This window comes from Streptomyces sp. CGMCC 4.7035 (genome assembly GCF_031583065.1).
Classification (GTDB): Bacteria; Actinomycetota; Actinomycetes; order Streptomycetales; family Streptomycetaceae; genus Streptomyces; species Streptomyces yaanensis.
On the sequence record NZ_CP134053.1, the window covers coordinates 5,148,527 to 5,172,527 of the forward strand.

Consider the following 24,001-nt stretch of genomic DNA (forward strand, 5'->3'; position numbering starts at 1 on the left):
GGCGTGACGGGCACGCCGCCCCTCATGCCCCCATGACCATGCCCCCGTGACCCGGGGCCGGGCAGACCTGACGGCTACGCGGGCCGTTTGAACATCCGTGTCGCCGTGATCTCGCTGTGCACTGCTTCTCCGCCCTGGGGCTGCTGCGGCAGTCCGGGCCGGAGGTGTTCCTCCACGCGGATGTACTTCAGTCCGGCCCGCAGGTCGGCGTCGTTGCGCAGCCGGATGACCAGCGGGAACTCGGCGAGCGCGGTCGTGTCGAACAGGCCGGTGGTGTAGAGGAGCTGGACGCCCAGCGCGTCCGAGACGGCCCGCTGGAGCTCCAGCAGGTACGTCGCGTTGGCGCGCCCGATGGGGTTGTCCAGGAACAGCGTGCCCGCGTGGCGGTGCTTGTCGCGGCCTCGGTCGTTGGAGCGCAGCGCGGCCATCGTGCAGTACAGCGCGATGGCGGCGGTGAGCAGCTGCCCGCCCGAGAAGACGTCGCCCATCTGCCCGACCGGCACGCGCTCAGCGCGCAGCACGGCGTCGGGCTTCAGGATCTCGACGGCGATGCCCTTTGGCTGGAGCGCCGCGCTGACTCCCCTCAGGAGCAGGGACATGCCGTCGCGGCGCAGGTCGGAGTTCTTCCTGACGGCCGCGCGGGTCGCCTCGTCGATGACCTCGCCGAGCCGTTCGACGAGCGTGGCCTGGTCTGGCTCCTCGAACCGGATCCGCAGGAACTCCTGCCCGGACCATTCGCCCAGCCCCTCGGGGAGCCGGGAGAGCCGCTGTGCCGACCGCAGCGTGGCCAGGGCCGACTCGACCAGTCCCCGCAGCCGGTCCACGATCGAGTCCCGGTTGCGCTCCAGCTGCGCCAACTCGTCGGTCAGCACGCGCAGCCGGGGTGCGAAGGCCTCCGCCCACCGCTGGGCGTGCTCCGGCAGCGCGGACGCGGGCAGTTCGCGGATCTGCTGCCGGGCGGGGGTGCGGACGTGCTCGTACCGGGTGGAGTTGGCGTGCCGTACGAGGACATCGCTCGCCTCACGCACGGCGGCCTCGGCGGCGGACAGATCGCCGGCGCAGCCGCGCAGCGAGCGGCGGGCCTCGGCGGCGGCCTGCCGGGCCTCTTCCAGCGTGCCGGGGTAGGGCTCGGGCGCTTCCTGCTCCTCGTCCGTGGTGTGCTCGCGCAGCAGGTCACGAAGCATCGCGGCGATCTCGTCGAAGCCGCCGGCGGCGTCCTCGGCCGCCCGATGGGCGTCGAGGAGTTCGGCGTGGGCCTCGCGGGCCTGGCTCAATGCCTCGGTGCGGGAGGCAAGTTCGCCGGTGGCCGTGCGCAGCAGGGCCTGGGCGTGCTCGGTGTCCCGGGGGACCAGCTCCTCGGGCAGCTCGGTGTGGGCCTCGCCGTTCTCCGGCGCGTGCCGCTCGGCCTCGCCGCGAAGCCGGCCGAGCTGCTCGCTCGCCGTGGACATGCGCGTCTCCAGGAGCTGCACCAGCTCCTCGGCGCGTACGGCGGCGGCCTGCCGGGAGGGGCCGTCGGAGCCGTCCGGGGACTGAAGGAGCTGCTCGGCGCGCGTGCGCACCTTGTTGCTGAGCCGGTCCAGTTCGGCGAGTGCCGCGGATTCGTCACTCTCGGCCCGTGCCTGCTCGGCCCGCAGGTCGGCACCGACGCCGACCTTCTCGTACACCTGGGAGGCCGCCCGATAGGCCTCGCGGAGAGCGGGGAGGGACGCCTTCGGCCCGTTCTCGTCGTCCTCCGGTACGTCGTCGGGGGCACCCGCGATCTCCGCGCGCTCGGCGCGCAGCGCACGCGCCGTGCGGCGGGCGTCGTCGGCGGCGCGCTGGGCGGCCCGCCGGTCCTCGTCGGCGGCTCGGGCGCGCTCCAGACAGGACTGGGCGCGGGCCTCCGACTCGACCGCCTCGTCGGCGAGTTCACGCAGCTTGACCTGCCATCCGGCGCGTTCGCGCAGTCGGAAGGCGAGTCCGGCGAGCGCGTCGGCGGCGCGCCGGGCCTTCTGCGCGGCCTCCTGCCGCTCGTCACGCACCTGTGCGGCCTCGGCGGCGGCCTCGTCGGTCTCGGCCCGGACGGTGCGCGCCTCGGCCAGCTCGGCCTCGGCCTCCTCGGCGAACGCGCGCGCGTCCTGGGCGGCCGCGGCGAGTTCGGTGAGCCGTCCGGCAGGACAGCCGGTGCGCCAGGACGCCAGCCGGGCCGCCAGCTCACGGTCCTTGCCGAGCCGGGCCGCCAGCGCCCGGATCTCCTCGTCCCGCTCGGTGGCCCGCGCGCGCAGCGCCTGGCGCTCCTCGTCGGCGGCGTACTCGTCGTGCATGGCGGGGTTCGGCGGTACGAGGAACACGCCGCTGTCGCCCTCGTCGAGAGCCGGGGTCGGGGCGAGCAGCGCGGCGGCCGTGCCGACGGCGACGGCTGAACGAGGCAGCAACGCGGCGTCGCTCAGCGCCTCGCGGGCCCGGGCGTGCGAGTCCGGATCCGTGATGATCACGCCGTCGACCAGTTCGGGGCGGGCGGCCAGCACGCGCGCGTGGTCGGCGGGGTCGACGGCCTGGGCGAGATAGCGCCAGCCGGGCAGGGCGGGGATGCCGTGCTCGCCGAGGAACTCGACGGTCGCCAGCACGTCCGGGCCCGGCGGAAGCAGTCCGCCGTCACCGAGCGCGCCGAGGATGCGGGCGTCGTCGGCCGCCGCGGTCCGCAGCTCGAAGAGCTGCCGCTCGGCGGAGGAGACCGTGTCGTCGAGCAGCTCGCGCAGTTCGTCGGCGAAGCCGTCCAGTTCCTCGGGGGTGAGGGTGCCCTCTCCCGTTGTCGGAGCGTCGGTCGCGCTCGTGTCCTCGTCACGCCGGGGTCCCGGCACCCGGGTACGGGCGCCGCTTCCCGACAGACTCAGCAGTTCCGCCAGCCGCTCCTCGGCCGCCAGCGCCTCCGCCGTCCGGCGCTCGCCCTCGTACGCCCGCTCGGCGGCCGTGGCAGCGTCCGCCGCGCGGGCCGCCGTCAGTTCCGCGCGGGACTCGGCGGAGGCCGCCTCACGCGCGTGCTCGGACGCCCGGCGGGAGGCCTCGCGTGCGGTGTCCCAGGCCGCGACGGCCGTTTTCTCGGCGTCGCTGGCGGCGAGCGCGGCCCGCGCCGGGTCCGCGTCGGGTGCGGTGTCGTCCAGCCAGCCCGCGCGCACGGCCTCGGCGGTCTCCTGCTCGACCTCGCTGAGGCGCTGGCGCAGGTGTCCGGCCTCGCTGCGGGCGCGCTGCGCCTCGGTGGCGGCGGCGGTCGAGTCCCGGTACGCGGACTCACCGACCTCCTGGAGCGCGGCGGACCGCTCCTCCTCCTCGTTGGCGAGGGTCTCGGCGCTCTCGGCGGCCGCGTGCAGCGCCCGTACGAGATCGACGGCGGCCTTGGCGCGGGCCGCGAGCGCCGGCGCGGCGTCCCGCTCGGCCTCACGGATCGCGGCGGCCACGCGCGCGGAGCGGTCGGCGGCGGCGCGGTGCCGCAGCACGGCCTCGGCGGCCTGCCACGCGGAGTACAGCTGGCGCGCGTCGGCCAGCTCGCGCTTCTGCGCCGCGGCGGCCTTCTCGGCGCCGGCCAGCGCCAGCGAGGCGTGCCGGTAGGCGAGTTCGGCCGCGACCAGCGCAGTGCGCTCCCTGGCACCTTCGGCATGCGTGACCGTGTACGCGGCGGCGGTCACCCGCTGGGCCAGGTCGGCGGCGCGTACCCGCTCCCGCACTCCGCGCGCGGACAGTCGCCGGGCCAGCGTGCGCGTCCGCCGCTCGGCGCCCGCGTGGACGTCCCGCGCCCGCGCCCGCGCCTCGGCGGCGTCGACGATGCGCCCGAGCAGGTCCACCGACCCGGCGGTGAAATCGCGTTCGGCGATCAGCTCGGAACGTCGCCCCAGCTTGTTGCCGAAACCGCTGACCAGGTCGGCGAGTCCGTCGGTGTCCCGGGTGTCGGTGACGGCGCGCAGCAGCAGGTCCGTGAAGTCGGAGTCCTTCTTGACCGCGAAGAGACCGGCGGCCTCGCCCTCGTCGGCGTTCATCTCCCGCTGGTAGCGGAAGAGTTCCGGGTCAAGGCCCAGGTCCGTCAGATGCTCGTTCCAGCGGTCGTGGATCTCCTCCCAGTGCACTTCGAGGTGCGGGTACGCCTTGCCCGCCTCCGTGAGGGCGTCCCGGAAGCCCTTCATCGTGCGGCGCCGCCCCTGCGCCCCGGAGGCGCCCTCGACGGGCGGCCGTACGGCGGTGGACTCGGCCACCGGCAGATTGTCGAGGCTGAGGCCGGGGCCCGGCCGGAAGGAGTACCAGGCCTCCGCGAACTTCCGCGGGTCGTTGGACACCTGCCGCCCGCGCCACTCGCTCACCTTGCCGACCACGACGCACTCGCCGGTCAGCGTGTGCTGCCACTCCAGGGCGACATGTCCGCAGTCGTCGGCGAGCAGGAACTTGCGCAGCACACCGGAGCTGGCGCCGCCGAGTGTGTTGCGGTGGCCCGGCAGCATCACCGAGAAGATCAACTTGAGCAGGACGGACTTGCCGCCGCCGTTCTCCAGGAAGAGCACGCCCGCGGGTGCGGGCCGGCGGGGCGGTCCGGCCGGCTCCTCCTCGAAGAACTCCGCCTGGATGGGCGCGGGGTCGGGTACCGGATCACCCACACCCCGCAGGTCCAGCACGGTGTCGGCGTAGCGCGCACCGGCCGGGCCGATGGAGTAGAGGCGGACCCGGGACAGCTCGTACATGGCGGCGGACTCTCGTCGTGATTCTTGCTAAGTCTTCGGAAACGTGGGGGGAAGTTCGGAAGCCGCGGGGGCTTCAGGAGCTTCCGGAGTGGAACGGCAGTCCGGCGTCGGCCACCAGCTCCAAGTCGTCGGTGTGCTCGGCGGGCAGCAGACTCGCGGTGCCGTCGGTCACCGGAACGACGCCCAGTTCGAGGAGTTCGGCCATGGCGGCGGTGCCCGCCATGTCGCGGACCTGGAGCTGGTAGCGGGCCGTCGTGCGGTACGTGCCGCCGTTGTCGTCGCCCGTGCGCTGCAGGAACCCGGAGTCGGTGAGGAACGCGGCGGCCTTGCCGACGATGCCGGTGGTCGAACCTGCCAGCCTGCGCGCGTCCTTGGTGGCCCCGGTAGCGCTGCGTCTGGCCCAGATGCGCCAGGCCGCCTCAAGGCCCGGCGCGTCCGTCGCCGGGTCGGTGTTCTCGCCCTGCTCCTCCGCCCGCTCCTCCAGACGACGGCAGGCCTGGCGTACGAAGGCATCGACGCCGTTGACCGTGACACGCCCGATGTAGCCGTCGTCGGCGAGGTCCTCGGGGCGCGGGAACGCCAGGGCCGCGACGGCGAGGTGCGCGAGCCCGTGCAAAAAGCGGTCCCCGGAGTCGGCCGACGTGCGACGCGCGTAGTCACCCATACGGACGGCGAACACGGAGTCCTCGGCCGCGGTCACGGCCATGCCCGCGCGCGGGGACACCTCCAGGACGACAAGACCGAGCCCGGTCGCGACGGCGTCGGCGAGCCGTGCGAACGGCGGGTCCTCGCGGTAGCGGCGCAGCAGTTCCGCGTACTCCTGGTCGCGCGCGGGCTGCAGCTTGGGCTGCAGCCCGAAGGCGACGAGCCGCGCCGCGTCGGCGGCGTCGGCGGGGGTGACGGCGGCACTCACGGGCGCGGCGGCGGCCTCCGGCTCACTCCAGTCGACTTGCTCGGTCACGGTTGCGGCTCCTTGCTGCGCTGATACTGGTTGCTGCTCATGCTGCTTCCGTCCGGTCCGCAGCCATTCCCGCCGCGTCCAGCAGAGCCGTGCCGACGATCAGATCCGCACCGCCGAACTCCGGATCGTCCAGCTCCGTGCCGTCGTCCACGGCGAACAGCAGCTTCTCCTCGCCCTGCCGGTAAGCCGTGCCGACCGGCGGGCTGGCCGCGTGCACGGCCAACAGGGCGACGAGATACGGCAGTTCGGGATCCCGGCGGCGTGCCTCCGCGAGCAGTCCGGACAGCCGGCGGGGCGCGTCGGCCGGCAGATCGAGCAGCTCCATGGCGGCGGCCAGCTGGTCCTCGCTGAACCGGCTGTCGTCCGGCGTGGCGATCAGATCCGGCTCGGGCATCTCGGCCCCGAGGTGCTCACGCTCCATCGGAGGCGTCAGCAGCAGCTCGACGAGGTCCCCGACGCGCACGGACGCGGGTGTGCGCAGCCCCGTCCCGCGCGCGAAGAAGGCGTCCGTGACGCGCATCGCCTGCTCCAGGGGGAGGGGCAGCACCGGCGCCACGAGGTGCCCGTACAGATCTATTCCCGATGTCGTCATCGGCGTGGCGAACGCCTGCCGGTCCTGCTCGGCGCGGAACAGCGGGCCCGCCTCCAGGAGCCGCGACTGCAGCTGCGTGTGCCTGCGGATGCAGTCCTTGACGATGTCGACGAGCTCGGCGGCGCGCCGCTTCTGCTCGGCGTCCTCGGACTCGTCCCGGGCCTTGCGGATGTTGGTGAGGATCGCGTTCTCGTGGCGGTAGCGGTCGGCCACGTGGTCGAGGGCCTCGGCGATCATGTCCGGCACCGTGTTGAGCCAGTCCACCGCCCGGACGTTGCGCCGGGTCGCCTCCAGGGCCCTGCGCAGCGACTCCGAGTACTGCACGGTCCGGTAGCGCGCCTGCTCGGCGGCGAGCTGGGCGTCGGCCAGGCGACCGCGGCTGATCAGCACCTCCAGCTTGACCTCGGCGGCGATCTGCGCGCTGGTGACGTCCGTGTCGAGGGCACCGACGAGGACGTTGACCGCCTCGTCCGTCGTGCGGAGGTAGACGCTTCCGCCGTACCCCGGCACCTCTTCGATCAGCTTGAAGTCGTAGTCACGACGGACATATGTGCCATCCGGAGCAAACGTGCCATATGCGGCACGGAACCCGCGGTCGACGCTGCCGACGTTGATCAGGTTCTCCAGGACCCAGCGGGCCACGCGCTCATGCTCGGCGACGGGGCGCCGCGGGCCCTGGGCGGCGATGCGCGGAATGAGGCGGGCGACGATCTGGTCGTGGTCCGCGCCGGTGTCGAAGTCCATGTTCAGCGTGACCAGGTCGATGGCGGCGAGGGCGATCTCCGCCATCCCGTACACGGAGTACTCACCCGCGAGGTTCGCCTTGCGCGCGTCCAGGTCGTGGATCGGCGCGGTACAGGCGAGCGCGCGCAGCCGCCGCGCCAGCCCCTCGTCGGCGGCCGGGCCCGGAGCAGGGCGCGGCCCCGCGCTGAGCTGGGGCGGAACACGGTCCGTCGATGCAGGCGAAGTCACGGTGCACAGATTAGGTCCTCGGTCTGACAACAGCCCAAACGGAAGCGCTCCGCCGGGAGAGCCAGGGAACCGCGGGTCGTTTTCCCGGGGCGGGCCGTCGCGGCTGGTCGCGCCCCGCGGCGGAGCCGCACGATGTCACGGCCCCGCACCCCTTACGGGGCGCTCCCCCTCTGGCCCTCATCGGCCATCCGGCGTCCGTACGCCTCGACCAGACCCGCCCGCGAGTCGTCGAGGTAGGCCGCGAGCTGGTGCTCGGCGCGGTCGCGGTCGCCCGCCTGGAGTGTTTCGAGGATCTGCTGGTTGCGTGCGAGGTACGGCTCGTGCAGGCGGCGCGGGTCCGCCACCACGTGGAAGGCCAGGCGCAGTTCGGCGAAGACGCTGCGCATCAGCTCGTCCATGCGTTCGCTGCCCGCGAGCGCCACCAGTTCCCGATGGAACTGGATGTTGGCCGTCGACACACCTTTCCAGTCACCTTCGCGCGCCGCCCTCTGCCCCTCCTCGACGGCCCCGGCGAGGCCGTCGAGGGCGTACGGCGGCTCGCCGAGACCTCGTACGACGGCGCACTCGACGAGGCTGCGGGTGCGGTGGATGTCCTCGACGTCCTCGACGGTCAGCACGCGCACGAAGACGCCGCGGTTCAACTCGTGGACGAGCAGCCTCTCGTGCGTGAGCAGCCGGAACGCCTCGCGCAGCGTGTTGCGGGACACACCGAGCGCGCCGCCGATGCTGTCCTCCGAGAGCCGGGAGCCGGGCGGGAAGTAGCCCTCGGCGATACGGCTCCTGAGGATGTCCGCCACCCGCTCGGCGGTGCTGGTGCGCCCCAGCAGGGCCCGATCGTCGGCCAGTCCTGCCGGCTGCTCTGCCATGCCCGGAATTCAATCGCAGATACAGGAACGAAACAACATAGGTATTGAAGGATCGTTCAACGATCCTCTACCTTGACATCCCGGTGTTCTGGGGCTGCGGCGTGACCCCGCGGGCCGCGGTGATGGCCTCGCGCCCGCCCTTCGCCATCACCCACGCCCCGGGGCAGATGTTCATCACCGACGCCCGCGACGAGCAGTACCGCGTCGCCTGACGTCGCCGGACCAGGAGGGACCATGATCGATCTGAACGCCGACCTCGGCGAGGGGTTCGGCCGCTGGCGGCTCACCGACGACGAGCGGCTGCTGTCCGTCGTCACGAGTGCCAACGTGGCCTGCGGTTTCCACGCCGGGGACGCGGCCACCATGCGGCGGGTGTGCGAGCTGGCGGCCGAACGGGGCGTACGGATCGGCGCCCAGGTCTCCTACCGGGACCTGGCCGGTTTCGGGCGGCGCGCGATGGACGTGCCGCCCGCCGAGCTGGCGGCCGAAGTGGCGTACCAGATCGGCGCCTTGGAGGTCTTCGCGCGCGCGGCGGGCTCCCGGGTGTCGTACGTGAAGCCGCACGGCGCGCTGTACAACCGGGTGGTCCACGACGAGCGGCAGGCGGAGGCGGTGGTCGACGGCGTGCTGCTCGCCGACGCCACGCTGCCTGTGCTCGGGCTGCCCGGGTCTCGGTTCCTGGAGGTGGCGGAGAAGGCCGGACTGCCCGTCGTCACCGAGGCGTTCGCGGACCGCGCGTACACCGACGAGGGCACGCTGGTGCCACGCGGTCAGGACGGTGCGGTGGTCACCGACCCCGACACGGTCGTGGAGCGCTCGGTGAGCCTCGCCCGCCTCGGCGTCGTCACCGCGTACTCCGGGCGCGACATCCCGGTGCGAGCACGTTCCTTGTGCCTGCACGGGGACACGCCGGGCGCGGTCGACCTGGCCCGCCGCGTGCGCGCCGAACTGGAGGCCTCGGGGGTGCGCGTGGAGGCCTTCGCGTGAAGGTTCTGCCCGTGGGCGACGAGGCCCTGCTCGTCGAGCTGTCCTGTGGCGAGGAGGCCCAGGCCCTGCACGCCGAGCTGCTGCGCCGCAGGGCGGTCGGCGAGCTGACGGTGCGCGAGATCGTGCCCGCGGCCCGTACGGTCCTGCTCGACGGCCTGCCCGAGCCGGCGCGGCTCGCGGCGCGGCTCACCGACTGGGAGATCCCACCGGTCCCCGCGCGCGCGGAGGACGCGATCGAGATCCCCGTACGGTACGACGGTCCCGATCTGCCGGACGTGGCCGCGCTGTGGGGCGTGGGGCAGGACGAGGTGGCACGGATCCACGCGGCGGCCGCATTCCGGGTCGCCTTCTGCGGCTTCGCGCCCGGCTTCGGCTACCTCACCGGCCTGCCGGACCGCTACCACGTGCCGCGCCGGGCCACCCCGCGCACGGCCGTCCCGGCGGGCTCGGTGGCGCTCGCGGGCCCGTACACGGGCGTGTACCCGCGCTCGTCGCCGGGTGGCTGGCAGCTCATCGGCACGACCGACACGGTGATGTGGGACCACGCGCGCGTACCGGCCGCGCTGCTCATTCCGGGAGCCCGCGTCCGCTTCGTCCCGGTGGGGTCCGGATGACGGACCGCGCGCTCGCCGTCGTACGGGCCGGGGCGCTGACCACCGTGCAGGACCTGGGGCGACCCGGGCACGCCCATCTCGGGGTGCCGCGCTCCGGGGCGCTCGACGCGCCCGCGGCGGCGCTCGTCAACCGGCTGGTGGGGAATCCGCCGGAGGCGGCCGTACTGGAGACCACGCTCAACGGCTGTGCCGTGCGGCCGCGTTCGGCGGTCACCGTCGCGGTCGGCGGCGCGCCCTGCCCGGTCACCGTGGACGGCCGGCCCGTGCCCTGGGGAGGGCCGGTGCGCGTGCCGGGTGGCGCGCTGCTCGACGTCGGGTACGTGCGCTCCGGAGTACGCAGCTATCTGGCCGTCTCGGGCGGAGTGGCCGTGGAGCCGGTGCTCGGCAGCCGCTCCACGGACCTGCTCTCCGGACTCGGCCCGCCACCGCTCACGGACGGCGCCGTGTTGCCCCTCGGCAGGCCGATCGGCCCCCACGCGCGCGTGGACGCCGTCCCGCAGCCGGGTCCGCCGGCCGAGCTCGTGCTGCGTGTGACGCCGGGGCCGCGCGACGACTGGTTCACGGCGGACGCGGTTCGCACCCTCGTCACGGGTGCGTACCGCGTGTCCGCCGCGAGCAACCGGATCGGCCTGCGCACGGAAGGCCCCGCGCTGGAACGTGCCCGGGTGGGTGAACTGCCCAGTGAGGGGATGGTGCTGGGCGCGGTTCAGGTACCGCCCGACGGCAGACCGGTCGTCTTCCTGGCCGACCATCCGACCACCGGGGGGTACCCGGTGATCGCGGTCGTGCGGGCCGCCGACCTCGCGGCCGCGGCCCAGGCGGCGCCTGGCACGCCTGTGCGGTTCGCGGCCGTACGCCGCCGCTAGGGGGTGCCGCCGCCGGGCGTGCCGGGTGCCGTCCCCAGGTGGGCCGGCACCCGGTGGTGGTGCGGGCGTCGAGGGTTTCGCCCCCGCCGCCCCTACCCGTCCCTTCCCCCCGGGGGCTCCGCCCCCGGGCTCCCCCGTCGGGGACTGCGTCCTCTGAGCCCCTGCCTGGGGGCTGCGCCCCCCGACCCCCGCTTCGGCCTGAACGGCCTCGTCCTCAAACGCCGGACGGGCTGGATGTGGCTGGGCCGCGCTGCAACGCGCGGGCGGGTGGGGCGCTTCGGCCTGAACGGCCTTGTCCTCGAACTCCCCAAGCTCTCGAGCAGGTGGACCCCCGGGCAGGCTGGATGTGGCCGAGTTGCGCTGCAAGGCGCCGCCTCGCGGTCGCGCGTCGCAGTTGGGCTGTCCCCTCACGCCGCTTCCGGCTGGTCCCCCGTCGACAGTGCGGCCAGCGCCGACGACACCGCGTGCGAGGTGCTCAGGTCCAGCCGCGCGCTGGTTCCACGGGCCTTGTGGCGCACCTCCGCGGCGGCCAGGGTGAGCAGTTGCGGGAGCAGGTCGGTGCACCGCCTGGCCACCCAGGCCGTCCCGGCGGTGGCCAGCCACCACAGGCTCGCCGACCGGGTGGGCGCGGGGAACTCGGGCTCGGCCGAGGGCGGGGTGCCGGTCGCGAGGCCCGCCTCGGCAAGCAGGGCGTGGAAGCGCAGGGCGAGCTGCCGGTGCCCGCGCTCACCCGGGTGCAGCCGGTCCGCGCTCCACATCGCACGGTCGGCGATCCAGTCCCCTTCCGCGGCATGCAGATGCACGGCCCCGTACCGCTCGGACAGCGCGTGCACGACCGTGTTCACGGCCCGCTGGCGCCGGGCCAGCGGGCGTGCCAGCGCACCGGGTAGTCCGAGCATCGATCCGGGGTCGGGCAGACAGGCCGTCAGCAACACCGCGTCCCGCTCCCGGAAAGCCGCGTACACCTTGTCGAGCCGGGCGGCGACGGCGTGGATGTCGAAGGTGCAGCGCAGGGTGTCATTGACGCCGATGACGACGGAGACGACGTCCGGGCACAGGGCGAGCGCCGCCGGGGTCTGCCGTTCCAGGAGGTCGCGGGTCTGGGCGCCGCTGAGGGCGAGGTTGGTGAACTCCGCGGGCGCGTTTGCGGGGGCGAGGCCGGCGGCGAGGAGCGCTGCCCACCCCCGCCAGGCGTCCCCGACCGGATCGCCCACACCTTCCGTCAGCGAGTCGCCGAGCGCGAGGAACCGCGGGGGTCTCATCCGACGCCCTCCCGAGCGGCGTCCCGCGCACGGGCGTCACCGGCCGCCGACGGTACGTCGGCCGGCAGCGCGTCGTGCGCCGCGAGGAAGGCGTCCACCGCGGTCTTCCACCCGAAGCACTCGGCACGCGCGCGTGCCGCCTCGCGGCGCTCGCACTCGGACCGCTCCATGACCAGGTCGACGGCGTCCGCGAACGCGTCGCCGTGGTTCACGGCGGTCGCGCCGGCGGAACCGATCACCTCGGGCAGCGCGGAGAAGGCGCTGGCCACCACGGGCGTGCCGCAGGCCATCGCCTCCAGGGCGGCGAGCCCGAAGGTCTCGGCCGGTCCGGGCGCCAGGCATACGTCGGCGGAGGCCTGGAGTGCGCCGAGCACGTCCCGGTCACCGACGTGGCCCAGGAAGGTCACCGGCAACCCCCGCTCCCGCGCCCGCTGTTCGAGCCGGGCCCGCAGCGGTCCGTCCCCGGCCACCACCAGCACCGCGCGCCGCCCGCGCCGCAGCAGTGCTTCCAGGGCGTCCAGGGCCGTACCGGGCCGCTTCTCCACGGAGAGGCGGGAGCACATGACGAGCAGCGTCTCGTCCCCGCGCGCGTACCGGCCGCGGAGCCCCGGATCCCGCAGCGCGGGGTGGCGCTGTTCCAGGTCGACGCCCAGCGGAGCCCGTACGACATTACGGGCCCCGATCCGGACGAACTCACGTTCGGCGAACTCGGTGGTGCACACCACGCGCGCGTAGGTGTGCGCCGTACGGGTGTTGAGGGCATCGGCGGCGCGCCGGGACAGGTTCTCGGACAGGCCCCAGGTGCGCAGGACGCCGTCGGTGGTCTCGTGGGAGACCATGACGGCGGGGACCCGGGCGCGCCGCGCCCACTTCCCGGTCCAGCGCAGCGTCGTACGGTCGGAGACCTCCAGGCGGTCGGGGTCCAGCTCCTCCAGGAGAGCGGCGACGCGCCGCCTGTCCGTGAGGACGCGGTAGCCGCCGGTGCCGGGCAGCAGCGGTCCTGGCAGGGTGATGACCCTTCCCTGCTCGGTCTCGCGGTCGGTGTGGCGCTCGCCGGGCACGATGAGCACCGGCTGGTGGCCGGCCTCCTTGAAGCCCTTGCCCAGCTCGCGCAACGCGGTGCGCAGACCGCCGGAGGCGGGCGCCACGAAGTTGGCGAGCCGTATGATCCGCAGACCGCCGCCGGCCCGCTCGGTCGCGAAGCTCATGCCGCCACCGCCGTCTTCCGCGCGGCGAGCACGTCCGCGTAGTGCCCGATGAGCTGGTCGCCGACGGCCGCCCAGGTGCGGCCCTCGACGGTGGCACGTGCGGCGGCCCCGTACGCGGCCCGCAGCGCCGGATCGGCGGCCAGGGACGCGATCGCGTCCCGTACGGCAGTCGTGTCGCCCGGCGGGACGAGCAGCCCGGTGCGGCCGTGGGTCACCAGGTCGAGCGGTCCGCCCGCGGCGGGGGCGACGACGGGGAGGCCGCTCGCCATGGCCTCCTGCACGGTCTGGCAGAAGGTCTCGAACGGGCCGGTATGCACGAAGACGTCCAGCGAGGCGAAGATCCGGGCGAGTTCGTCGCCGGTGCGGCGGCCGAGGAAGACGGCGCCGGGCAGGGCGCCCCGCAGGGTCGTCTCGCTCGGCCCGTCGCCCACGACGACGACGCGCACGCCGTTCAGGCCGCAGGCACCGGCCAGCAGCTCGACGTGCTTCTCCGGGGCGAGCCGGCCGACATAGCCGACGATCAGCTCACCGTTCGGGGCGAGTTCACGCCGGATCGCCTCGTCCCGCAGGTCTGGCCGGAAACGGACGGTGTCGACGCCGCGCGGCCAGAGCTTCACCCGGGGCACACCGTGCGCCTCCAGGTCGCGCAGGGCCGCGCTGGAGGGCGCGAGAGTGCGGTCGGCGGCGGCGTGCACGGAGCGAATGCGCCGCCAGGCCGCGGCCTCACCGGCGCCCATGTAGGTGCGGGCGTAACCGGCCAGGTCGGTCTGGTAGATGGCGACGGCCGGGATGCCCAGCCGGGCGGCGGCCGCCATGCCGCGGACGCCGAGGACGAAGGGGCTGGCCAGGTGCACGAGGTCGGCGCGGTGTTCGGTGAGGGCCGCGGCGACACGTCGGCTGGGGAGGGCGACGCGTACCTGGGGATAGCCGGGGAGCGGAAGGGAGGGAACACGGACGACCGGGCACGGCAGGAGGGCGTCGGGCCCGGTCCCGGTCCCGATAAAGCCACTTCCCTGTTCGAGCGAAGTCGAGGACTTGGCAGAGGTGGCCGGGGCGACGACGAGGGGAGCGTGACCGCGATCGACGAGGTGCCGGGCGGTCTGGAGCGCGCAGTGGGCCACGCCGTTCACATCGGGGGGAAAGGATTCGGTCACGATGACGACACGCATACCCGTGTTCTCGCCGCGCCGGACGTGGCCACGTCAACGTCGATCTTTCCGGCCGGGGAACGTCCCATGAGCGTTGGGCTGCACAGCCCAGCAGGTCAGCCCATGTCCATACGCTCCTGACTCCCGGGTCACCGCACGTTCATACGACCGGCATGACGGGATCCGATCCAGACGTCCGTACAGCCGGGATGGCGGGACCCGATCCGGACGTCCGTATGGCCGGCGTGCCGGGCGTTCCGCTCCGGACATTCATACGGCCGGTATGTCGGGCGCCCCAATCCAGAGGTTCATACGGCCGGCATGCCGGACGTTTCCGACCTGGACGTTCATACGGCCGGCATGTCGGGCCCGATCCGGCTGCGCACGGCTGTCTGGACCTCGGCCTCCTCGGCCGGATCCGCGGCGAGCCGACGCAACTGCTCGACGACGCGGGCATCCCCGGTCTCGGCGTGCCGTGCGGCGATCTCGCGGGTGGACTCCTCACAGTCCCAGAGGCACTCGACGGCGAGTCCGGCGGGGAAGGAGGGATCCGTGGCGGCCAGGGCGCGGGCGGCCCGGCCACGGAGATGGGATGAGGCGGTTTCGCGGTAAATATGACGCAGAACGGGGGCAGCGCAGGCGATGCCCAGCCGTCCGGCGCCGTCAACGAGGGTCCACAGGGTCGGCGCGTCGGGCCCCTCGCCCCGTACCGCCTCCCGCAGCGCCGCGAGCACCAGATCACTGTCCTGCGCGCCGCCCCGGCAGGCGAGCATGCGTCCGGCGGCGGCGCCCAGGGCGTCCGGCCGACGGGCCCAGCCGCGCGCCCGGTCGACGGCGGCGACGCTGCGCATCCGTTCGAAAGCGTCCACGGCCGCGTCGACCACGAGCGCGGAACCGGTGGACACGGCGCCCTCGATGAGGCCGAGGGCATCGGGATCATTGCTGTCGGCGAGGTAGCGCAGGGCGGTGCAGCGCGCCCCTTCGCTGCCCGAGCGGGCGGCCTCGACGATCTCGGGACGATCCTCCGGGCCCGCGACGGCGGTGAGGCAGCGGGCGGCCGGCACATGGAGCACGGCGCCGCGTTCGATGCCCTGCTGGGCCCAGTCGAAGACGGCCTGCACGCTCCATCCCGGCCGGGGCCCGTTGGACCGCAACTGCCGCTGCCACCGGTCGAAGCAACCGGCCTCCTGGGCGGCACGCACGCGTGCCGCGATGGAATCTCGGGGGTCTTCGGCCCACAGCCGCCAGGGCCGTGGCTCGAAGGCGTCCCGGACGGCGGCGGCGAGTTCCGCCTCGCCCTCGGCATCCGACGGGAAGCGCGCGAGAACGGGCGCGGCGAGGGCGCGCAGCCCCGCGTCGTCGTCACGCAGAGCCAGCTCGTCCAGGGCCCAGGCCCAGTTGGTGCCGACGGCCGCATACCTGCGCAGCAGTTCGAGTGCGTCCCGTCTGCCGTACGAGGCGAGGTGCCCGAGGACCGCGAGGGCGAGCCCGGTGCGACAGTCATCGGTTTCGAGGACGTCCTCGGCGCTGAAGAGGTGCGCCTCGATGTCGTCCAGCTCGCCGCTCAGATCGAGGTAGAGCCGGGCGTAGTACAGGGAGCGGTTCTCCACCTGCCAGTCGTGGCGGGGGTCGCGCAGCACACAGTGGTTGAGAGCCGCGAGCGCCTCGGCACGCGGTGCGGTGAGCGCGTGCAGCGTACCGTCGCCGCGCCCCCTCTGAAGCAGGCCGAGCAGCGTACCGCTGGGCGCTATGACCGGTTCGAACATGGGAAAAAGCCTCACATCAAGCGTCGACGCAACCGGGGAACACGCATTACCTGGCCGCGTGACAACACGTCGGGGCGCCCGCCGTCTCTTGCTTGCTGTAGACCATCTTCCTCTGCCTCTCGTCGGTGGCCCATGCGGACCGCATCACGGTCCGCGCGGTGCGGCAACACCTGCCCAGCCATCGCGTCCGTGAATCACGACGTCATGATGACCCGGCGTCTCTCGCTGCCGCGACCTTATTTCGGGCGGCCCCGTACCGCCTCCCCCGTTGTTTGTGTTTTCGCTGGTCAGAGCATTCGGATCAGTGTGCGCCGAACAGTTCGAGCAGTTCCGTCTTGCCGAACATCCGCGCGGTGTCGATGGCCGAGGGAGTGCCCGCGGCCGGGTCGGCGCCGCCGTCGAGGAGGGCCCGGATGACCTCCACCTCGCCCTTGAAGACCGCGCCCGCGAGCGGAGTCTGGCCTCGGTCGTTGATCTGGTCCGCCTCCGCGCCGCGCGCCAGCAGGGCCCGGACGGCGTCGGCGTGTCCGTGATAGGCGGCGAGCATCACGAGGGAGTCGCCCCGGTCGTTGGTGAGGTTGGCCGGAACACCCGCGTCGACGTACGCCACGAGCGTCTCACTCTCGCCTCGGCGCGCCAGATCGAAGATCTTGGTCGCCAGCTCCACGACCTCGGGGTCTGGGGCTTCACTCATCGGCCGGACCGCCTCTCACTACTGCTGCTGGGGACTGCGGGAGCCTACGACAGCGAGCGGTGCGGTCGTACGCGGGCCCATACGGCACCGAGCGGTGACGCCGTACGGGTGAATCGCCAGCGTACTGGCTTCCACGGCACATGACGGGCGCCGCACCAGGCAAAGATCACGGCAGCGCCTGGTGAGGGCAGTGGCGCTCCCCGAGGGGCGAAGAGCAGCTCAGCCAGCCGGGGGAAATATGCGAAATTCCACCCAGTTGCGCCCTTTATCACATGGATACATCCTGTGATCCTGGAAGTACTCATGGTGACTGCCCCCACGAACCAGGAGAGCTCAAATGATTCTGTCCATGTCAGGCGTCCTGCTGCTCGGCGTCGTCGTCTTCCTCTTCTGCCGCAAGGACGGCCTCAAGAGCTCGCATGCCACGGTCTGCGGCCTCTTCGGCTTCTACCTCTCGAGCACCGCCATCGCTCCGAGCATCAAGGCCGGCGGCTCAAGCCTCGCGAGCCTTCTCGGCGGGATCAATTTCTGACCCCGCTCCCCTCCGCACGCACCTCCAGGAGCACGACGTGGCCCGGCGCCCCCTCCCCCGCATTCTGAGCAACGGCAGCGCACAGATCGCCCGCAGCCGGGTGCTCGCTCGGACGGCGGCCGACAGCGCCACCGACGTCCTCCACCCGCTGATCACCATCACGCGTGGACTGCGCCGGCTGGCCGCGGCCGGGCGGCGCAAGTGGGCGGACACCCCGAAGGACCGGCGGGGGCCGCTCCTCTTCCTTGTCGCCTCGGTGATCCTGGTCGTGGCCCTGGTGCCGTACGGGCCGCTGTTCGCCGTCATCGCGGTGATGGCGGTGGCGGGCTGGAAGGGCCGCGAGCGCGCGGTACAGAAGCCCAAGGGCCCCGACGAATCGCAGACCAAACGCCTGCGGTCGCTGTACGAGGCACTGGTGCCGTACTTCTCGGCGGCCGAGGACCCGGCTCCGCTGTACGCGCACGGCGGGGACTGGACCCAGGCCTTCCCCTCGTACGACTTCGACGAGAGCGGCCGCATCTCGCGGCTCCTCGTCCGCTACCCCGCCTACTTCACGGACGGGGAGGCCGAGTCGCGGGCCCGGATCGAGCAGCTCCTGCACGCCAAGTCGGGCCGGGGCCGCGAGTACCACTTCGGGTGGGACGAGGAGGGCAACGAGCTGACGGTGACCGTGCTGCCGCCGCTGCCCACCGACATCACCGCGCAGCGCTTCGTGACCGCGCCCGGCGAGACGGTCCTCGGCTTCACCGACCCGACCGGCGTCCAGCGCACGCTCCCGCTCACCCACGGCGAGGAGCAGCGCGATGTGCCTCCGGTGGTGTGGCGCACCGGAATGCGCTCCACCGAGCCGCACCTGCTCGTCGTCGGCGAACCCGGCAGCGGTACGACGACGCTGCTGCGCTCCATCGCCCTCCAGGCGCTGCAGCACGGCGACGTCCTGATCGTGGACGGCGGCGGCACCGGCGAGTACGCGTGTCTGACGGGCCGGGACGGCGTGCTGACCGTGGAGTCGGGGCTCGCGGGGGCGATGGCGAGCCTTGAGTGGGCGACCAACGAGACGGAACGGCGGCTGATCGCGGCGAACCGGGCCCGGCAGACCGGGCAACCTCCGCCGGACGACGTCAAGCGCCCCCTGTGGATCCTGCTGGACCGGCCGAGCGCGCTGGGGCATCTCGCCGCGGCCGAGGGCCGCGAGGACCCCCAGACGCTGCTCCAGGTACCCCTTCGGCACGGTCGTGCGGCGAACGTCACGGTCGTGGTCGCCGAGCAGTTCGACGGTCTGGACGCGCTGTCCGACGCGGTCCGCCAGCACACCCGCGCGCGTGTGGTGCTCGGCCCGGCGACCCCGGACGAGCTGGAGGCGGTGCTCGGGGCGCCGCCGCACACCACACCCACCAAGGACGTCCCGCCCGGCCGCGGCTACGCCCGGCTGGGTTCGGGCCCGGTCCACCGCCTTCAGGTGCCGGCCACTCCTGATCCGTACGACGACGCGACCAGCGAGAACCACCGGCAGGCGGTGATGGAGCTGCTGCCGCGGCGGAGCGAACCGGTCGCGGCGGTCGGGGCGAAGGCGCTGGCCGCGGAGGGCTGACGGAGTTGTCGGCGTGACGGTCCGTCGTGGCCGGGCCTCGTCCTCGAACTCCCCCAAGCCCTTCGAGCAAGGGGGACCCCTGGACGGGCTGGACCGACGGCTGTCAGGCGACGAAGGTGCGCGGTGCCTCCGTCGGTCCCGATGCGCCCGTCTCCACCAGGCGCGCAGCGGCCGCCAGGCGCACCGCCGCTTCCTCGGCCACCGCGCCGCCCACCGTGAACGGCAGCCGCACATACCCCTCGAACGCGCCGTCCACACCGAAGCGCGGCCCTGACGGCACCCGGACGCCGACCCGCTCCCCGGCCTCCGCCAGACGGGACCCCGACACGCCACCCGTGCGCACCCACAGAGTGAGGCCGCCGTGCGGTACCGAGAACTCCCACGACGGCAGCTCCCTTCGTACGGCGGCGACCAGGGCGTCCCGGTTCTCCCGGGCCTGCCCGCGCCGCAGATCCACCGCCTGCTCCCAGCCGCCCGTGCTCAGCAGCCAGTTCACGGCCAGTTGCTCCAGTACCGGCGTGCCGAGGTCGGCGTAGGCGCGGGCCGCGACCAGGCTGCGGATCACATCGGGGGCCGCCCGCACCCAGCCGATGCGCATGCCCGCCCAGAACGCCTTGCTCGCCGAGCCGACCGTGATGACCGTGGATCCGGCGGTGTCGAAGCCGCACACCGGGCGCGGCATCTCCAGTCCGTCCTCCAGATGCAGCTCGCTCATCGTCTCGTCGACGACCAGGACCGTCCCGGCGGAACGGGCCGCCTCCACCAGGCGGCGGCGCTGGTCCTCGTCCGCCAGCGCGCCCGTCGGATTGTGGAAGTCCGCGACCACGTAGGCGAGCCGCGGCGCGGCCTCCCGCAGCACCTGACGCCAGCGGTCCAGGTCCCAGCCGCCGAGCCCGTCGGCCATGGCCACGGGGACCAACCGGGCACCCGCCTCCCGCATCAGCTGGAGGATGTTGGCGTACGACGGCGACTCGACCGCGATACGTTCGCCGCGCCCCGCGAAGAGGTGACAGATCGCGTCCATCGCGCCCATCGCGCCCGTGGTCACCATGATCTGCTCGGGCATGGTGGGGATGCCGCGCGCCGTGTAGCGCTCGGCGAGCATGGAACGCAGCGCGGGCAGGCCCGCGGGGTAGTCCCCGTGCGTGTGCGCGTACGGCGGCAGCTCCTCCAAGGCGCCCTGCACCGCACGGGTGAGCCACGGCTCCGGTGCGGGCAGCGCCGCGCAGCCCAGGTCGATCATCGAGCCGAGCGCCTCGGGCGGGAGGGGTTCGAGCCCGCGCGCCGGAAGCGGGTTCCCGGCCGGCACGGCGGTCCAGCTGCCCGCGCCCCGGCGGGACTCCAGGAATCCCTCGGTGCGCAGCGCCTCGTACGCGGCCGCGACCGTCGTACGGCTCACGGACAGGGCGAGCGCCAGCTCCCGCTCGGCGGGCAGCCGGGCCGCGACCGACACGCGGCCCTCCAGGACGAGCAGCCGGACGCCGTCGGCCAGCGCGCGATAGGCGGGCGGGCGGCGGGTGCCGGGGCCGGACGGACGGTCCTGCTGGGAGTTGAGCAGCCGGGCGAGCTGTGCCGCGCCCACCGCCGAGGTCCACTGCGCCATGATTTCCAGTCCACCTTCCCGGAATTGGCCATGGATGGCTTCGCTTTCCAAGCCACAGAGTGACATGCCTCAGGCCACTACCACTACAGGGGGGGTATGTCTTGTCCGCTGGCTCTTCCGACTCGTCCGACTCGTCCGACTCGTCTTCCAGAAGTCGTCTGGGACGGCGATTGGTCCAGCTCTACGCAGGTCTCGCGTTGTACGGCGCGAGCTCGGCCCTCCTCGTGAAGGCAGGTCTCGGTCTGGAGCCCTGGAACGTCCTCCACCAGGGTCTCGCGGAACTCACCGGACTCAGCATGGGGGTGGTGCTGACGATCGTGGGCGCGGCCGTCCTGCTGCTGTGGATCCCGCTGCGTCAGCGCCCCGGTCTCGGCACCGTCTCCAACGTCCTCGTGATCGGTTTCGTCATGGACGCCACTCTGTCCGTGCTTCCCGGCGTGCACACCCTGGCCGTACGGGTTCCCCTTCTTCTGGCGGGCATCGTGCTCAACGGCGTGGCGACCGGCCTCTACATCACCGCGAACTTCGGCCCGGGCCCGCGCGACGGCCTGATGACCGGACTGCACCGGCGCACGGGCCGCTCGGTCCGGCTGATCCGCACCGCCGTGGAGGTCACCGTCGTCGCGACCGGCTTCGCCCTCGGCGGCACCGTCGGGGTCGGCACCGTGCTGTACGCGCTGTCCATCGGCCTGCTCGCCCAGCTCTTCCTGCGCGTGTTCGCCGTCCCCTCGGCATCGGGCCGCAGCACGGTCGTTGCCACCGGGCAACCGGATCGCGCGATACTGCCCCGGTGACCACCCTCATACGCCACCCCTATCTCGACCATCCCGGCCCGATCGCCTTCGCCCACCGGGGAGGGGCGGCGGAGGGCCTGGAGAACACCGCGATCCAGTTCAGGCGCGCGGTGGCGGCGGGGTACCGCTACATCGAGACGGACGTGCACGCCACGGCCGACGGGAAGCTGGTCGCGTTCCACGACGCGACCCTGGACCGGGTGACGGACGGGGCGGGCCGGATCGCCGACCTGCCCTGGGAAGACGTGCGGCAGGCGCGCGTGGCGGGCAGCGAGCCCGTGCCCCTCTTCGAGGATCTGCTGGAGGAGTTCCCCGAGGTCCGCTGGAACGTGGACGTCAAAGCGGAGCCAGCCCTGCGCCCCCTGCTCGACCTGATCGAGCGCGCGAACTGCTGGGACCGCATCTGCGTCGGCTCGTTCTCCGAAGCACGCGCCGCCCGCGCCCAGCGCCTGGCCGGACCGCGCCTGGCGACGTCGTACGGCACCCGCGGCGTGCTCGGCCTGCGGCTGCGCTCCTTGGGCATACCGGCGGCGCTGCGCCGCTCGGCGGTCGCCGCCCAGGTACCGGAGTTCCAGTCGGGCATCCGCGTGGTCGACCACCGCTTCGTGCACACCGCCCACGCCCGCGGGTTGCAGGTGCACGTGTGGACGGTCAACGAACCCGAGCGCATGCACCGCCTTCTGGACCTGGGAGTCGATGGCATCATGACCGATCACATCGGCACGCTGCGCAAGGTGCTGCAGGACCGGGGCACCTGGGTCTGAGCAACCCCGCGCGGTCACGCTCCACGGAGAAGCGAGGGAACGGGTGGGCACCGACACCGTGCGGGCAGTGGCGGCCGACGAGGCCGCCGAACGGCGCCGCGAACAGCGCGGCTGGTATTTCTACGACTGGGCGTGCCACGTCTATTCGACCAGCGTGCTGACCGTGTTCCTCGGCCCCTACCTCACCTCGGTGGCCAAGGCGGCGGCGGACGCGGACGGCTATGTACACCCTCTCGGCCTCCCGGTCCGCGCGGGCTCCTTCTTCGCGTACTCCGTCTCCGCCTCCATCGTCGTCGCGGTTCTCGTCATGCCGCTCGCGGGTGCTGCGGCCGACCGCAGCGGCCGCAAGAAGCCCCTGCTCGCCGTGAGCGCGTATCTGGGCGCCGTGGCCACCACGGGCATGTTCTTCCTGGACGGTGACCGCTATCTGCTCGGCGGTCTCCTGCTGATCGTCGCGAACGCGTCGGTGGCCGTCTCGATGGTGATCTACAACTCCTACCTGCCGCAGATCGCCCGGCCCGAGGAGCGCGACGCGGTCTCCTCGCGCGGCTGGGCGTTCGGCTATGTGGCCGGCACGCTGGTCCTGATCGCCAACCTGGTCCTCTTCACGGCGCACGACTCCTTCGGCGTCTCCGAGTCGACCGCCGTCCGCATCTGCCTGGCCTCTGCGGGCATCTGGTGGGGCGCCTTCACGGTCGTACCGCTGAGGCGGCTGCGCGACCGGAGTGTGAGCTTCACGGCTCCTGCGGTGCAGGGCTGGCGGCAGCTGGCGGCCACGGTCCGGGACATGCGCGGCAAACCGCTCACCCTCGCCTTCCTGGTGGCGTATCTCACCTACAACGACGGCATTCAGACGGTGGTGACACAAGCGTCGGTGTACGGCTCCGAGGAACTGGGCCTGAGCCAGTCGACGCTGATCACCGCCGTGCTGATGGTGCAGGTTGTGGCGGTGGGAGGCGCCCTGGGCATGGGGCGACTGGCCCGGAGGTTCGGCGCCAAGCGCACGATCCTCGGGTCGCTCGTCGCGTGGACGGTGACTCTGAGTGCCGGGTACTTCCTGCCGGCGGGCGCGCCCGGGTGGTTCTTCGTGCTGGCGGCCTGTATCGGGCTGGTCCTCGGGGGCAGCCAGGCGCTGTCCCGGTCGCTGTTCTCGCAGCTCGTTCCGCCCGGCAAGGAGGCCGAGTACTTCTCGGCGTACCAGATGAGCGACCGCGGCATGAGCTGGCTGGGCCCACTGCTGTTCGGGCTCACCTATCAGCTGACCGGAAGCTATCGGGACGCGATCATTTCGCTGGTGGCCTTCTTCGCGATGGGATTCGTGCTGCTGGCACGGGTTCCGGTGCGGCAGGCGGTGCGCGACGCGGGCAATCCCGTACCCGAGAAGATTTAGCGCCTGACGGCAAAGGCCTGTAGTGTACGCGTTTGGCCTGCCAGGCGTACCGTTACTGCGCGTCAATGGAGCCGAAACGCTGGGTGACATCTGCTAGCAGATGTGACAAACCGGGCGCCGGTGGGTACAACAAGGGGCGGCTACGACGGCGACGCATGACCCGGAACGGGACTCGGAACGGGAATCTTTACCGCCGACCGGACGTTGACCGGATGACGACGACAGCGACACCTGTCCTGTGGGCGACAAGCCCGGGAGGCACGATTCATGAGTGAGCGAGCTCTTCGCGGCACGCGCCTCGTGGTGACCAGCTACGAGACGGACCGCGGCATCGACCTGGCCCCGCGCCAGGCCGTGGAGTACGCATGCGAGAAGGGGCACCGGTTCGAGATGCCCTTCTCGGTCGAGGCGGAGATCCCGCCGGAGTGGGAGTGCAAGGTCTGCGGGGCCCCGGCACTCCTGGTGGACGGCGAAGGCCCGGAAGAGAAGAAGGCCAAGCCCGCGCGTACGCACTGGGACATGCTGATGGAGCGGCGCACCCGCGAGGAGCTCGAAGAGGTCCTCGAGGAGCGGCTGGCCGTTCTCCGCTCCGGTGCGATGAACATCGCGGTACACCCGCGGGACAGCCGCAAGTCCGCGTAGCCCCTCCGGGGGCTGGGCGGCAGACAGCGAAACGCCAATGAGCAGT

19 protein-coding genes and 1 pseudogene are annotated in these 24,001 nt (G+C 72.9%); 10 read left to right on the top strand and 10 right to left on the bottom strand.

The annotated features are described in order from the left end of the window. Positions 1-74: 74 nt before the first annotated feature. The 4 genes from Q2K21_RS22380 to Q2K21_RS22395 form a co-directional block, all read right to left on the bottom strand. A complete protein-coding gene (locus Q2K21_RS22380; RefSeq protein ID WP_310773903.1) occupies positions 75-4,703 on the bottom strand; it encodes a coiled-coil domain-containing protein in 4,629 nt (1,542 codons plus the stop codon). A gap of 73 nt (positions 4,704-4,776) precedes the next feature. Continuing rightward, positions 4,777-5,664: a hypothetical protein gene (locus tag Q2K21_RS22385; RefSeq protein WP_310773906.1), complete on the bottom strand. Its 888-nt coding sequence runs from the start codon at positions 5,662-5,664 to the stop codon at positions 4,777-4,779. A gap of 37 nt (positions 5,665-5,701) precedes the next feature. Beyond that, positions 5,702-7,228, bottom strand: coding sequence for a hypothetical protein (locus tag Q2K21_RS22390; protein ID WP_310773909.1), 1,527 nt, complete (start codon positions 7,226-7,228; stop codon positions 5,702-5,704). A 152-nt stretch (positions 7,229-7,380) separates the two neighbouring features. Continuing rightward, positions 7,381-8,094 (bottom strand): GntR family transcriptional regulator, encoded by a 714-nt coding sequence (locus tag Q2K21_RS22395; protein ID WP_310773912.1) that lies wholly within the window; start codon positions 8,092-8,094, stop codon positions 7,381-7,383. 74 nt (positions 8,095-8,168) lie between these two features. On the opposite strand from Q2K21_RS22395, the pseudogene Q2K21_RS22400 reads away from it, so the two are divergent. The 4 genes and pseudogenes from Q2K21_RS22400 to Q2K21_RS22415 all read left to right on the top strand — a co-directional run. After that, positions 8,169-8,306: pseudogene (locus tag Q2K21_RS22400) on the top strand (D-glutamate cyclase family protein); the annotation flags it as partial. Positions 8,307-8,328: 22 nt separating this feature from the next. Continuing rightward, the gene (locus Q2K21_RS22405) at positions 8,329-9,081 is read left to right on the top strand and encodes a LamB/YcsF family protein (protein WP_310773915.1); all 753 of its coding nucleotides are present in this window, start codon (positions 8,329-8,331) and stop codon (positions 9,079-9,081) included. Continuing rightward, the gene (locus Q2K21_RS22410; RefSeq protein WP_310773918.1) at positions 9,078-9,695 is read left to right on the top strand and encodes a 5-oxoprolinase subunit B family protein; all 618 of its coding nucleotides are present in this window, start codon (positions 9,078-9,080) and stop codon (positions 9,693-9,695) included. The genes Q2K21_RS22405 and Q2K21_RS22410 overlap by 4 nt, the downstream gene beginning before the upstream one ends. Continuing rightward, a complete protein-coding gene (locus tag Q2K21_RS22415; protein ID WP_310773922.1) occupies positions 9,692-10,561 on the top strand; it encodes a 5-oxoprolinase subunit C family protein in 870 nt (289 codons plus the stop codon). The genes Q2K21_RS22410 and Q2K21_RS22415 overlap by 4 nt, the downstream gene beginning before the upstream one ends. Before the next feature lie 407 nt (positions 10,562-10,968). Here the strand turns inward: Q2K21_RS22415 and Q2K21_RS22420 are convergent, their stop codons facing one another. From Q2K21_RS22420 to Q2K21_RS22440, 5 genes are all read right to left on the bottom strand, one after another. Beyond that, the gene (locus Q2K21_RS22420; protein WP_310773925.1) at positions 10,969-11,823 is read right to left on the bottom strand and encodes an SGNH/GDSL hydrolase family protein; all 855 of its coding nucleotides are present in this window, start codon (positions 11,821-11,823) and stop codon (positions 10,969-10,971) included. Further along, entirely contained in the window at positions 11,820-13,031 is a 1,212-nt protein-coding gene (locus tag Q2K21_RS22425; RefSeq protein ID WP_310773928.1) for a glycosyltransferase, read from the bottom strand. Before Q2K21_RS22425 ends, Q2K21_RS22420 begins: the two co-directional genes overlap by 4 nt. After that, a complete protein-coding gene (locus Q2K21_RS22430; RefSeq protein WP_310773930.1) occupies positions 13,028-14,200 on the bottom strand; it encodes a glycosyltransferase family 4 protein in 1,173 nt (390 codons plus the stop codon). The genes Q2K21_RS22425 and Q2K21_RS22430 overlap by 4 nt, the downstream gene beginning before the upstream one ends. Before the next feature lie 326 nt (positions 14,201-14,526). Then, on the bottom strand, positions 14,527-15,945 hold the full coding sequence (locus tag Q2K21_RS22435) for a HEAT repeat domain-containing protein (RefSeq protein ID WP_310773933.1): 1,419 nt from the start codon (positions 15,943-15,945) through the stop codon (positions 14,527-14,529). A 301-nt stretch (positions 15,946-16,246) separates the two neighbouring features. After that, the gene (locus Q2K21_RS22440) at positions 16,247-16,639 is read right to left on the bottom strand and encodes an ankyrin repeat domain-containing protein (protein ID WP_310773936.1); all 393 of its coding nucleotides are present in this window, start codon (positions 16,637-16,639) and stop codon (positions 16,247-16,249) included. A 337-nt stretch (positions 16,640-16,976) separates the two neighbouring features. Between Q2K21_RS22440 and Q2K21_RS22445 the strand changes: the two genes are divergently transcribed. Both Q2K21_RS22445 and Q2K21_RS22450 read left to right on the top strand, forming a co-directional pair. After that, entirely contained in the window at positions 16,977-17,171 is a 195-nt protein-coding gene (locus Q2K21_RS22445) for a hypothetical protein (protein WP_310773939.1), read from the top strand. Between the two features lie 37 nt (positions 17,172-17,208). Continuing rightward, positions 17,209-18,762, top strand: a complete 1,554-nt coding sequence (locus tag Q2K21_RS22450) for an ATP-binding protein (RefSeq protein ID WP_310773942.1) — start codon at positions 17,209-17,211, stop codon at positions 18,760-18,762. Positions 18,763-18,865: 103 nt separating this feature from the next. Here Q2K21_RS22450 and Q2K21_RS22455 read toward each other — a convergent pair whose 3' ends face one another. Beyond that, positions 18,866-20,365 carry an SCO1417 family PLP biosynthesis transcription factor gene (locus Q2K21_RS22455; RefSeq protein WP_310773944.1) on the bottom strand — a complete coding sequence of 500 codons (1,500 nt, stop codon included), beginning with the start codon at positions 20,363-20,365 and terminating at the stop codon, positions 18,866-18,868. A gap of 101 nt (positions 20,366-20,466) precedes the next feature. Between Q2K21_RS22455 and yczE the strand changes: the two genes are divergently transcribed. The 4 genes from yczE (at position 20,467) to Q2K21_RS22475 (ending at position 23,955) form a co-directional block, all read left to right on the top strand. Beyond that, positions 20,467-21,159, top strand: coding sequence for a membrane protein YczE (gene yczE, locus Q2K21_RS22460; protein WP_386275504.1), 693 nt, complete (start codon positions 20,467-20,469; stop codon positions 21,157-21,159). After that, entirely contained in the window at positions 21,156-21,923 is a 768-nt protein-coding gene (locus Q2K21_RS22465; RefSeq protein WP_310773946.1) for a glycerophosphodiester phosphodiesterase, read from the top strand. The genes yczE and Q2K21_RS22465 overlap by 4 nt, the downstream gene beginning before the upstream one ends. Before the next feature lie 43 nt (positions 21,924-21,966). Beyond that, on the top strand, positions 21,967-23,313 hold the full coding sequence (locus tag Q2K21_RS22470) for an MFS transporter (RefSeq protein ID WP_310773949.1): 1,347 nt from the start codon (positions 21,967-21,969) through the stop codon (positions 23,311-23,313). Between the two features lie 267 nt (positions 23,314-23,580). Next, positions 23,581-23,955 (top strand): RNA polymerase-binding protein RbpA, encoded by a 375-nt coding sequence (locus tag Q2K21_RS22475; RefSeq protein WP_189292218.1) that lies wholly within the window; start codon positions 23,581-23,583, stop codon positions 23,953-23,955. The last annotated feature ends 46 nt before the right edge of the window (positions 23,956-24,001 follow it).

Bases quoted from the DNA above. Each gene is read 5' to 3' on its own strand.
- Q2K21_RS22380 (WP_310773903.1), bottom strand. From the start codon at position 4,703: ATGTACGAGCTGTCCCGGGTCCGCCTCTACTCCATCGGCCCGGCCGGT.
- Q2K21_RS22395 (WP_310773912.1), bottom strand. From the start codon at position 8,094: ATGGCAGAGCAGCCGGCAGGACTGGCCGACGATCGGGCCCTGCTGGGG.
- Q2K21_RS22405 (WP_310773915.1), top strand. From the start codon at position 8,329: ATGATCGATCTGAACGCCGACCTCGGCGAGGGGTTCGGCCGCTGGCGG.
- Q2K21_RS22415 (WP_310773922.1), top strand. From the start codon at position 9,692: ATGACGGACCGCGCGCTCGCCGTCGTACGGGCCGGGGCGCTGACCACC.
- Q2K21_RS22420 (WP_310773925.1), bottom strand. From the start codon at position 11,823: ATGAGACCCCCGCGGTTCCTCGCGCTCGGCGACTCGCTGACGGAAGGT.
- Q2K21_RS22425 (WP_310773928.1), bottom strand. From the start codon at position 13,031: ATGAGCTTCGCGACCGAGCGGGCCGGCGGCGGTCTGCGGATCATACGG.
- Q2K21_RS22430 (WP_310773930.1), bottom strand. From the start codon at position 14,200: ATGCGTGTCGTCATCGTGACCGAATCCTTTCCCCCCGATGTGAACGGC.
- Q2K21_RS22435 (WP_310773933.1), bottom strand. From the start codon at position 15,945: ATGTTCGAACCGGTCATAGCGCCCAGCGGTACGCTGCTCGGCCTGCTT.
- Q2K21_RS22440 (WP_310773936.1), bottom strand. From the start codon at position 16,639: ATGAGTGAAGCCCCAGACCCCGAGGTCGTGGAGCTGGCGACCAAGATC.
- Q2K21_RS22445 (WP_310773939.1), top strand. From the start codon at position 16,977: ATGATTCTGTCCATGTCAGGCGTCCTGCTGCTCGGCGTCGTCGTCTTC.
- Q2K21_RS22455 (WP_310773944.1), bottom strand. From the start codon at position 20,365: ATGGCGCAGTGGACCTCGGCGGTGGGCGCGGCACAGCTCGCCCGGCTG.
- Q2K21_RS22475 (WP_189292218.1), top strand. From the start codon at position 23,581: ATGAGTGAGCGAGCTCTTCGCGGCACGCGCCTCGTGGTGACCAGCTAC.